Source organism: Funiculus sociatus GB2-C1 (assembly GCF_039962115.1).
Classification (GTDB): Bacteria; Cyanobacteriota; Cyanobacteriia; order Cyanobacteriales; family FACHB-T130; genus Funiculus; species Funiculus sociatus.
The window spans coordinates 20,117-29,895 of record NZ_JAMPKJ010000069.1 but is presented as its reverse complement, the minus strand read 5'-3'; the positions used below and the strand labels follow the sequence as shown (position 1 = coordinate 29,895).

Here is a 9,779-nt window from a genome sequence, read left to right as displayed (position 1 = left end):
ATCTAAACGGGCTGAGCATGATTTCTATGACCAGATTTGGTTCTCTCGCATCCGTTCATTAACCTGTCACCCTTGATCTACCAAGCATCTACAAAGATGTGTCAGGCAGTCAGGATTTGCTCATCTCAGTTATGAGACGAACACGCTTGCTAATCCTGGCGCGATCGCTTCATTTAACCCTAGCACTCGGAAGCGTCTGCACTCACAGCCGTTATTCCCTGGTTGCTAGCTGACAGGATAAGCGATCGCCCCTATAAATTAAGGGTTTATTATGGGAAAAGCGTTAGTACAGCTTTTCCCATAAATTACTTTAGCACTAATAAATTTTAAAGCGATCGCCCTCATCTATTAAATTTTGAAATAACCAGAAATTTTAGCAGGCGCTACTTGCTGTAGCGATCGCATTATGGTGAAAAAGAATGCAGCTTTTGTCTATTATTTAATCTGTTGTAGTTGATAATTTCCTTCACTGTCGTTGTCCAGGTTAAATGGCTTGATTTGCAAGTTTCTCCCTCAGTTTCCGTAAAATTGGGATTTCCTTATATTGGTCAGGACGAATTGTATCCCAGTCTAACCCTGCTGGCCGTGGATAAGTTGTATTTGTTGCGATTGCCTCATCAGCAGTAACAATCCAATCCAGTCCCCAATCGTGAGGTTGCATTGGCAAACGTTCTTCTTCAACAATTTGCAACGAATGCACCGTTGTCACAATTGGAGTATCCGACTGCACTAACCCAAATTCCCTTAACATCGCAAGTTCCAAATCTGCGAATCCTGCCCCTTTGCCAGTTCTACCCCCATTGCGCGTTACCGCTACACAACCCACCATAACTAAATCGATAGGCTGCATTTCTTCAAAAGTTACCAATCGCCCATGAGTTAGCGCCTTCCGCGCGATCGCAGCTTCTTCAAGCGGGATGTTGCGCTGCTGCAAATCCTCAGCCGTCAATTCAACAAAGCAGCGAGTATTCTTTAAACGGGGTACAGCCATGTATAAGCGTTTCCCATCTTTTAAAGCACGCGATCGCACCGGAATTTGCGGTGAATCGGGATTGCACTTAATTGCTTTTGCTTGTTGCCAAATTGGTAAATCTGCTAACTGTTCAGCCGCTTTTTGGGAACCGACAAAGTTAGGAATGTGACCTTGCGGATCTCCGATGGCTACCCCCTGTTGCTTCAGCAACGACCAAATATCAGCCCTCAGATTGTCCTTATCGGCATGATAACCACTCCAAGTTGTCTTGATGTTTGGCATCAGCAATCGCTAATTTGTTATGTTAAGAAGTCCTTGTGGAAGATAGACTGGGATAGCAACCGACTTAGCTTGGCTCATCCCGAAACTTGCAATATCAACGCTAACATTTATCAAGCCACTTTTTGCTAACCCACTTTGATTCAGGACATACTCAATGGCCACCAGAGAAGAAATCCTCCTAAACTTTGATCCTAGCGGTATTGGTGTCGATAACGGTAATCTCTTAGGACTTCCATTTGACTACGACTCTGCCAATATTATTGTGTTTGGCATTCCTTGGGAAGTGACTGTTTCCTATGGCTCCGGCACAGCTTTTGGGCCAAATGCTGTTTTAGAATCGTCTCGTCAACTGGATTTGTATGACTTTGACAATCCAGAAGGCTGGAAAAAAGGTATTTTCATGGTAGAAATTCCCAAAGATATCCAGCAAAAAAATGAGTTTTTGAGGCAAGATGCGGCTCGAATTATCGAACATATGGAACAAGGGAAGCGTGTCGAAGACGATCCCGACCTCACGCAAGTCTTAAAAACGGTTAATCAAGAGTGTCAAGCTGTCAATAAATGGCTGTTTGAACAGGCTCAAGCTGCTATAAAACAGGGTAAAAAGGTTGCAGCAATCGGAGGAGATCACAGCGTACCTCTGGGAGCTATTCAGGCATTGGCAGAAAGTTACCCAGAATTCGGGATTTTACACATTGATGCTCACGCGGATTTACGCGATGCTTACGAGGGTTTCGAGTTTTCTCATGCCTCAATTATGTTTAATGCGCTGAAATTGCCCCAAATATCGAAGTTAGTTCAAGTAGGCATTCGCGATATTTCTCAAGATGAAGTTAATCTGATTCACCAATCGGAAGGGAGAGTTTCTGCTTACTACGATCCTCAGTTAAAACAAAAGCTATATGCTGGAATTTCCTGGTTGGAAATTTGCAAACAAATCGTTGCAGAATTACCGCAGAATGTTTACATCAGTTTCGATGTCGATGGATTAGACCCCAAACTTTGCCCGAATACAGGAACTCCGGTTCCTGGAGGTCTAGAACTAGAGCAAACCTTTTTCTTGTTCCGCGAAGTTGTCAATAGCGGCAGACAGATTATTGGGTTTGATGTATGCGAAGTGGGGAATAGTGAGTGGGATGGTAACGTTGGGGCTAGAGCAGTTTATAAACTCTGCAATCTGATGTCATTATCAGAGCAAAACCTTTCCTAGCGATTGAGAAATTCTAACAATAAGTGATGCTGGCACAAAATCTATCTTAAAAGATGCGATCGCTCTCACCCTGTAGCCATTCGTGCTGCCTGTCGGCAAAGGCTGCATATTGGATGGGCAGTTCGCCCCTACCTATCTATTGCAATCCTCATTCAGCAGAGACAGTAGGGGCGAGTTTATCTAGTATCACCGTCAGCAGAGCGAATGTTCGTAGCAGCGGCATCGGCGTTGACGGAAATTTAGATGCTTGCTGTACGCAATTCTAAATTAACGTAACTTTTCCAGTATCAAGATCGTAACGACCTCCAACAATTTTGAGTTTGTCATCCAGCAATCGTTCAGAAACGATCGTTGAATTTTGTTTTAACTTCTCAATTTGATACCGAACATTTGCAATCACAGCATTATCAACCGGATCGCCGGATTCATCTTTTGCCTTAGCGATCGCCGGTTTAATCGCTTTGACAAAAGAATTCATGCTTCCAGGGAGACGTTCCCCCTGGACTGCGGCGGTGACAGCACCACAGCGTTCGTGACCTAAAACCATAATCACAGGAGTGCTGAGGATAGCTACAGCATATTCCAGACTGCCCAGCACCTCTGGCGTCACGATATTTCCGGCAACCCGGATATCAAATAAGTCACCGAGTCCTTCGTCAAACAAAATTTCCGCAGCCACCCGCGAATCCGCGCAGGTTAGAAGAGTTGCAAACGGATGTTGTACTTGGGCAAGTTCTTTAATGCGTGCCTCTGATTGATCGGGATGGTTAGCCTTGTGTTGTACAAACCGTTGATTGCCCTCCATCAACCGTTTTAGGGCGGCATCAGGGCTGGGAGGATCAACGGTCGCTGCGATCGCTCGGTTTGCTTGCACGCCCCAGAATGCACTTCCCGCCACAGCCGCCATCAGTGCTATTCCACCATTTCCCGTTAAGTTCAAGAAATTGCGTCGCCCTATTAACCCATTGTTTTGATTCATAGGTATTAAGAAGAAGTAAAAGTTGCAGAATCAACTATTCAAAGTTTAAAGTCTATCTTCGACGGGAGCTTTTATTTTTTAGTCTTTCCAAATTTACCAGAAAACAAAAGCAGCCATTTTACAGCGACGCAACGCATCTTGTCGAGCGAATTTCCATCGCATCAGAAATGTAACAACTGCCTCCGAACTTGTTAAGGATTGGTCGAATAATTTCCACAGCACCTTTAAGTTTTTCTGGCGCACAAAATGCGATGACATAGACATTATCCAGCATCGTCATGTCTAAATCTTCAGAACCGCCTCTAAGCCCTTGCCCAGCAACATTTCGGATGACTAGGTGCCCCGTCACACCTGATTTTTTTAAGCTGTCTAAAATTTTGCCAAGTTCAACTGAATTTGCGATGATTTCTATTCGTTTAACTGAATGCATGATGTTATCTCCAAAGCATCTCAATTCCGTACAGATATACAGGAATTCCCACAATGATGTTGAAAGGAAACGTTACAGCTAGCGCGGTAGAAACGTACAAGCTAGGGTTCGCTTCAGGAACCGTTAAACGCATAGCGGCGGGAACAGCAATATAAGAAGCACTCGCACAAAGCACCGCAAATAAGAGTGCGTCTCCCTTGGGCATTCCGATGAATTTTGCAATCAAAATTCCAATGCCTGCATTGAGGATTGGGATTAGTATTGCAAAAGAAATGAGAAAAACGCCCGTTTTTTGCAAGTCCTTAATCCTTTTAGCCGCAACCAACCCCATGTCGAGCAAAAAGAAGGTCAAGATACCGTAGAACAATCCCTGAGTAAAGGGTTCCAAAGTGTGCCAACCGCGTTCTCCAGTTAGGACTCCGATGATCAGGCTACCAACCAGCAGAAATACGGAGCTATTCAGGAAGGCTTCTTGCAACACTTCGGGCCAGGAAAAGTCCCGATCTCCCTGGCTGGGTGTGAATAGATTGACCAGAATCAGCCCGACGATGATAGCCGGAGATTCCATAAGCGCTAGCGCTGCAACCATATAACCATCATAATCAATCCCCAACTCGGTCAAAAAAGCTCCTGCCGTGATGAAAGTTACGGCACTGATGGAGCCATAAGTCGCAGCGATCGCTGCTGCATCATAGGTATCTAGCCTCAGCTTCAGGATAAAAAAGGTATAGATCGGGACAGCACACGCCATCAATATGGCTGCCAGCATGGTGAATATCACTTCCTGGGTTAAGCCGCTTTTGATCAGTTCCACTCCTCCCTTAAAGCCAATGGAAAATAGTAGATAAAGTGACAGTAACTTTGGGAAAGGAGCCGGAATTTCCAGATCCGATTTAACAAAAACTGCCAGCATACCTAGAAAGAAGAATAGGATTGGTGGATTTAGGATATTAGAAACGATCAGGCTTGTATCCATATCTACTCCCCATCCTGGATAACCAAGAATTTGAAAAAGGTTTTAATCATGACTGAAGTGACACAGTGGTTCTACGCAACATCTGATGCGTAGAACCACTGTATGGCAATTGAGTCGCTAAAAAGATATAGGAAATTTTTATACCAAGTATAAATAAAACCTTTCTAACTACCGAAATCAGTCGGGACCTGGGTTTGACAAGAAATGAAGCCGCTACTGCAACAACAGCGCCGATTATGGGCAAATTGTAGTGAGAATCGCAGTACCTCTCCAGGAGATGAAGGAGTGGATGCCCTTTCTCGATACGTTTAGGCTTAGCGATGAGGATGACAGCCAGAATTCAGGAATCTGTTTTTGGGCTAGAGCGATCGCTCCTATACACATGACGACCCAGACCCATTAAAAATTGCCAACCCAATAGGTAAAGCGCTTTCATCCAGCCGTTTAGTGCAGTGAGGTGTTAAATCTCATCTTCAGGAAACGAAACTGACATAATTTTACCCTGAGAGAGATACACACTAAAGCCATCAGAAAATTGCATTACTGGTTCCTTTTGTGAATGAAGCCTTTCCTCTTCATCAAGTAGCAGTTTTATTGACTAACACTGGTTTTTAGAATACATTACCAAAAGTATCCGAATTAAAATAACTTATTGACCAGAGATATACGCCCGAATGAAATTGTAGAAATTGGTCTGTAGTTGTTAAAAATAATCCTTGAGCAGTTATTTTCGCTTACCCCAAAGCTATTGGCAGATAATGTGGCTTCAAAATTAGGTTTGCAGTCGGTTTACAGGTAATGTGATTTGATTTGCAGTTATTGGGGTTTGGACTAACCTTTTATTTGCAATTTCATGTGGTTTGCGTTTTATTTTGAAAAGCGGTTTAAATGCGTTTGCGTTTGCAGTTCGCTAAAATTAAATCTTTCTGCTACTTGTCCAAACTACTTACTATGTTTGGTAATTTAACCTTGTCTGCGACTTGACCGGGTGTACAGATGCATTGTAGCTTCTGTTACTTGCTGCTCGAACCCATTCAAACCCACATCTTGGAAACTTTCCCTTACCTCCACTCATGCAGAGAATCAAGAACGATGTCTAATCAAGCTTCTGACCGTCTTCAGCAAAATGTTGAAAGAATTATGCATCTGTGGGAGAAGCGGGCGCGTGATGAAGTTAAAGCATCAATGCATCAGGATTCTCTTGTCTTACAAAATTCGCTACCTCTGTACTTAAACCAACTGGTAGATGAACTCTCAAACAGAATTGACCGGACACCTGCCCAAATCGCATCTGACGTGGTGGAAAGCATGCGAATTGGCAAGAAGCATGGGCATGAACGGGCGGGCTATGCTGACTACTCCATGAGTCAACTCATTTTCGAGTACCACATCCTCCGTCAAGTCATCTTTCAAGTTTTAGAGGAAGAAGCGCCTTTAGGAGTGAGGGAACGAGACATCATTGTCGGCTCCATTGAGCAAGCCGTTAATGACGCTGCCACTCAATTCTCCGAGACGCTGCGAGATATTCAAGAGCTATTTATGGTGACGCTAACTCACGACCTCAGAGGTCCCCTTAATGTTGTAAAAATGGGAACTCAACTGACTCTGCGTCGGCTGGAACGAGGAGATACCCACGTGGATGTAGCGGTGAGGATGATCAATGCGGTCAATCGGCTGGATTCGATGATTCAAAATCTGCTCGATGCAAGTCGGCTGCGGACAGGGCAGAGCTTAAAGATTGCATTTGAAGAATGCGATTTAGAGAGCCTGATGCAGGAGGTAGTGGAGGATTTGAGCTTCGCTTATGGAGAGCGATTTGTTGTAGTTTGTGATTCTGCTATCAGGAGTTATTGCAGTCGGAAAGAAATACGGCGGGTGATTGAAAACTTAGCAATTAACGCTGTGAAATATGGTGCGTCTGGCACGCCGATTACACTCACGCTTGAGCAAACTGAAACGCAGATCAGCCTTACTATCCATAATGAAGGCGATCCAATTGCCCTAGACGCTCAATCAATCCTATTTCAACAATTTCGTCGAACTATCTCTGCTGAGGAGCAAACGGGATGGGGACTAGGATTATTTTTGGTAAAGAGTATTACTGAAGCCCATCAAGGGACGATTGAGGTTGAAAGCGCTGAAGGCAAGGGAACAAGCTTTATCATCAAGTTACCCAAAGTTCCCGATCAGGTGGCATAGTGGCTAAGGTTCTTTGCTGATTTTGGTGAAAAGAAGGACGGTCGCTAATTTCTGCAACTTGGATTCTAGGCTAAAAATCTTTCCAGAGAATTGCCCGTAGATATGACACTCCTCAACAGCGATCGCACTTGACATCTTGCCGCCAGCAATCGCTCGAATTGCTTCGGTTTCGGCAAGCGCGATCGCTGGGAGCTGTTATATAGTTTGCGATGTCCAGGTCGGACCCTCGCAACGTGGGCCATCTGCCGTCCAAATCAATTTATCTAAACACATTCGCCGCGCTGACCTGCCCGTGTCCCAAGCATGGTAAGCGATGTAATCAGTCTTACCATCGGGACCGACAACAATCGAGTTATGACCGGGGCCGAGAACTCGATCGACAACAGTTTTCAATACGCGGGGACCCGCTTCATTTCCTGCATCCGAGTAGGGACCCATGACGCTATCTGCAACGCCATAATCGACCCCGTAGTTTTCCGTTTCCCAGCGCCCGCCGCTGTAAAAGCAGTAGTAGCGATCGCCATGTTTGCGGACACTAGGGCCTTCTAGGGTATGCCAATCATAGCGATCGCCGTACATCAAACGGTTCGATAGAAACCGCTGCCAGTCAGAGCGGGCGCGTAAAACAACTTTCCCCTCTCCAGCCAGTTTTGTCATTCCTATCAATCGGTCTACCATCAGCGCCGTTCCAGCCCTTACTCCTCCTTCTGTATCCAAGAAATCGCGGGCGTAGAAGAGATACCACTGACCATCGTCATCCCGAAAGGCATGAGGATCGATGGCGAAAGAGCATGATTCAGGGTCTATGAGGGGTTCACCGATGTCTTGATAAGGCCCCAAGGGGCGATCGCTCGTTGCAACCCGTAACTGATGCCGCTTGTCTTCATGTCCTACAGAGTAGTAGAGATAGAACTTGCGATCGCAGTAAGCAACTTCCGGTGCCCAATAGTTATCTCCGAGAGCAGGATCTGGGCGCAGTAGTGCATTACCCGCAAACTCCCAGTTTACAAAGTCCTCAGAGCGCAGGAGGGGGAAGACGCGCCGTTTGCCGATTTCGTCCACCTCTCCCTCTGCTTCTGCTGCACCCGTGCCGATTGCGTAATATACCCCCTGGTGTTCCCAAACAAACGGATCGGCAAAATAGCCGTTGTACACCGGATTAGTGTAGGTGCGTTTGCTAGGAAATTCTTCAGGTTTCGGCTCAAATTGAGACATTAGCGTCCTAATACTTGAAATTCACGTAGGTTTCAACTTTGTTTTCTGGCAACTGCTCTACCACTTGGCACCGCAGTAATTCCCTTACTTGCTCTGGCAGACTTTCATAATAGTCCCGTTGCACAGTCAAGTCTACTTTCGTGGTGTGCAGCCAATGCATCACATAGCCCATCACAACCATCGGTCTCGGTGTGTTTGTCCGGTTTGGTGAACCTCGATGCAGCGCCAGCGGCGAGCGAATCATCACATCACCCGGCTGCATATAGAAAGACTCTATGGGAATTTCGCCAGCAGCGATTTTTACTAATCCTTCCTCACGCGGCATGACATGAGTACCCCGCGCCATTTGAAACGGCCCATTGTCCGCGGTTACTTCTACCAGCGGAAAGTTAACCGCCAGCGCGTAGAGTGGCGTTACTATCTGATCTGAGAAAAGTGGGCGAAAGTCCCGGTGAATTTCCTGGTAATCCGAACCTTGGAGAGGAATATCAGCCGCCAACTGAACCAATTTATACTCTTGGTAAAATACCCGATCGAGAATCCCCAAAATTACCGGATTCGCAAATACATCCACATTGGCAAAAGGAGAAACCCAAGGGAAAGTTAGATAGTAACGGGATTTTTCGCGAGGTGCCAGACCTCCCGGTTGGTTTTGGCGCTTTTGGAACAATTCATTAAAAGCATCTGCCCACTCTTCGACCAATCTTCTATCAAATAAACCCCGAATCACACAGATTCCATCTCGATTGAGTTCTTCAGCAAAGCGATTTAGGTCAGTCGTCGTAAACTTAGCTGTATCTGTAGTTTGAATCATGTTCTGCTCCAATTGAGGGCGTTAGAGTTAAAGTAAAATCTAGTTTTCAAGAGCAAAGTATTTCAGGAAGCTGGTTCGTTGCTCCCAAAACCTTCCGTGTAATTACTGCTTAACAAGGTGTTCCAGAGTTCAGTAATTTCCCCACTACAAGCTGATGGAATCTCCTGAACTTTCAGATAAAACTGTGACCGAGTTGCTTTAAGCAGTGGGCAAAGAATGAAGTAAAACCTTCACTGATCCTGCAACGTTGAATTATCAACCACTATCATCCAATCGTCATTTCCATATTCACAAGCCTTAGTGACCTAGCTTCTCGAAGTTTCATCGCTGCTGCTAAAACTGCTTCCTCATTGCCTAAAGAAAAACATAGCGTCATCTACTTAATACTATTATTCCCCGCGATAGATGCAGAATAGCAAGCTCTACCCTAAATCTTAAAAAAACTTTGGGTTCGTTTTGCGAAGAAGCCCATATTTTTGTGGGGGTGCTAATTCAAAACGGTTTGATGGAGTTCATCGCTTTCATAAGCTGGGGCGGGAATCTCAGCCTCTTTCACTACCGCAACAAGGGGGCAGAGTAGAGGCGGTGGTGGAGATGCAGGTGTTAGCCCAGGAGATGGAACAGTCGCAGGCTTTTTTTGATACGCTTTGGCTTAGCTATGGGGATGAAAGCCAGAATCCAGCCTAAAAGCGGTTTTTGGG

The 9,779-nt window shown here is 45.4% G+C and carries 11 protein-coding genes; 5 read left to right on the top strand and 6 right to left on the bottom strand.

Annotated features, from left to right (window positions below; all coding sequences use genetic code 11):
* Window positions 1–98: 98 nt before the first annotated feature.
* Complete coding sequence (locus tag NDI42_RS23740; RefSeq protein ID WP_348231615.1) at window positions 99–233, top strand: hypothetical protein; 135 nt, start codon at window positions 99–101, stop codon at window positions 231–233.
* A 251-nt stretch (window positions 234–484) separates the two neighbouring features.
* Here NDI42_RS23740 and NDI42_RS23735 read toward each other — a convergent pair whose 3' ends face one another.
* Window positions 485–1,255 (bottom strand): 5-formyltetrahydrofolate cyclo-ligase, encoded by a 771-nt coding sequence (locus tag NDI42_RS23735; protein WP_190456348.1) that lies wholly within the window; start codon window positions 1,253–1,255, stop codon window positions 485–487.
* A 154-nt stretch (window positions 1,256–1,409) separates the two neighbouring features.
* Between NDI42_RS23735 and NDI42_RS23730 the strand changes: the two genes are divergently transcribed.
* Window positions 1,410–2,465: an agmatinase family protein gene (locus tag NDI42_RS23730; RefSeq protein WP_190456346.1), complete on the top strand. Its 1,056-nt coding sequence runs from the start codon at window positions 1,410–1,412 to the stop codon at window positions 2,463–2,465.
* A 262-nt stretch (window positions 2,466–2,727) separates the two neighbouring features.
* Here NDI42_RS23730 and NDI42_RS23725 read toward each other — a convergent pair whose 3' ends face one another.
* The 3 genes from NDI42_RS23725 to NDI42_RS23715 form a co-directional block, all read right to left on the bottom strand.
* Complete coding sequence (locus NDI42_RS23725) at window positions 2,728–3,444, bottom strand: carbonic anhydrase (RefSeq protein WP_190456344.1); 717 nt, start codon at window positions 3,442–3,444, stop codon at window positions 2,728–2,730.
* 118 nt (window positions 3,445–3,562) lie between these two features.
* Window positions 3,563–3,874: a P-II family nitrogen regulator gene (locus NDI42_RS23720; protein ID WP_190456342.1), complete on the bottom strand. Its 312-nt coding sequence runs from the start codon at window positions 3,872–3,874 to the stop codon at window positions 3,563–3,565.
* A gap of 4 nt (window positions 3,875–3,878) precedes the next feature.
* A complete protein-coding gene (locus NDI42_RS23715; RefSeq protein ID WP_190456340.1) occupies window positions 3,879–4,850 on the bottom strand; it encodes a sodium-dependent bicarbonate transport family permease in 972 nt (323 codons plus the stop codon).
* A 250-nt stretch (window positions 4,851–5,100) separates the two neighbouring features.
* Here NDI42_RS23715 and NDI42_RS23710 point away from each other — a divergent pair, with 250 nt between their 5' ends.
* On the top strand, window positions 5,101–5,253 hold the full coding sequence (locus NDI42_RS23710; protein WP_190456338.1) for a hypothetical protein: 153 nt from the start codon (window positions 5,101–5,103) through the stop codon (window positions 5,251–5,253).
* Between the two features lie 689 nt (window positions 5,254–5,942).
* Window positions 5,943–7,049: a sensor histidine kinase gene (locus tag NDI42_RS23705; protein ID WP_190456336.1), complete on the top strand. Its 1,107-nt coding sequence runs from the start codon at window positions 5,943–5,945 to the stop codon at window positions 7,047–7,049.
* A 195-nt stretch (window positions 7,050–7,244) separates the two neighbouring features.
* On the opposite strand, the gene NDI42_RS23700 is transcribed toward NDI42_RS23705, so the two are convergent.
* Both NDI42_RS23700 and NDI42_RS23695 read right to left on the bottom strand, forming a co-directional pair.
* A complete protein-coding gene (locus tag NDI42_RS23700) occupies window positions 7,245–8,264 on the bottom strand; it encodes a glycoside hydrolase family 43 protein (RefSeq protein WP_190456334.1) in 1,020 nt (339 codons plus the stop codon).
* Between the two features lie 7 nt (window positions 8,265–8,271).
* Window positions 8,272–9,078 carry a phytanoyl-CoA dioxygenase family protein gene (locus tag NDI42_RS23695; protein ID WP_190456332.1) on the bottom strand — a complete coding sequence of 269 codons (807 nt, stop codon included), beginning with the start codon at window positions 9,076–9,078 and terminating at the stop codon, window positions 8,272–8,274.
* Window positions 9,079–9,534: 456 nt separating this feature from the next.
* On the opposite strand from NDI42_RS23695, the gene NDI42_RS23690 reads away from it, so the two are divergent.
* Window positions 9,535–9,765: a hypothetical protein gene (locus NDI42_RS23690; RefSeq protein WP_190456330.1), complete on the top strand. Its 231-nt coding sequence runs from the start codon at window positions 9,535–9,537 to the stop codon at window positions 9,763–9,765.
* The last annotated feature ends 14 nt before the right edge of the window (window positions 9,766–9,779 follow it).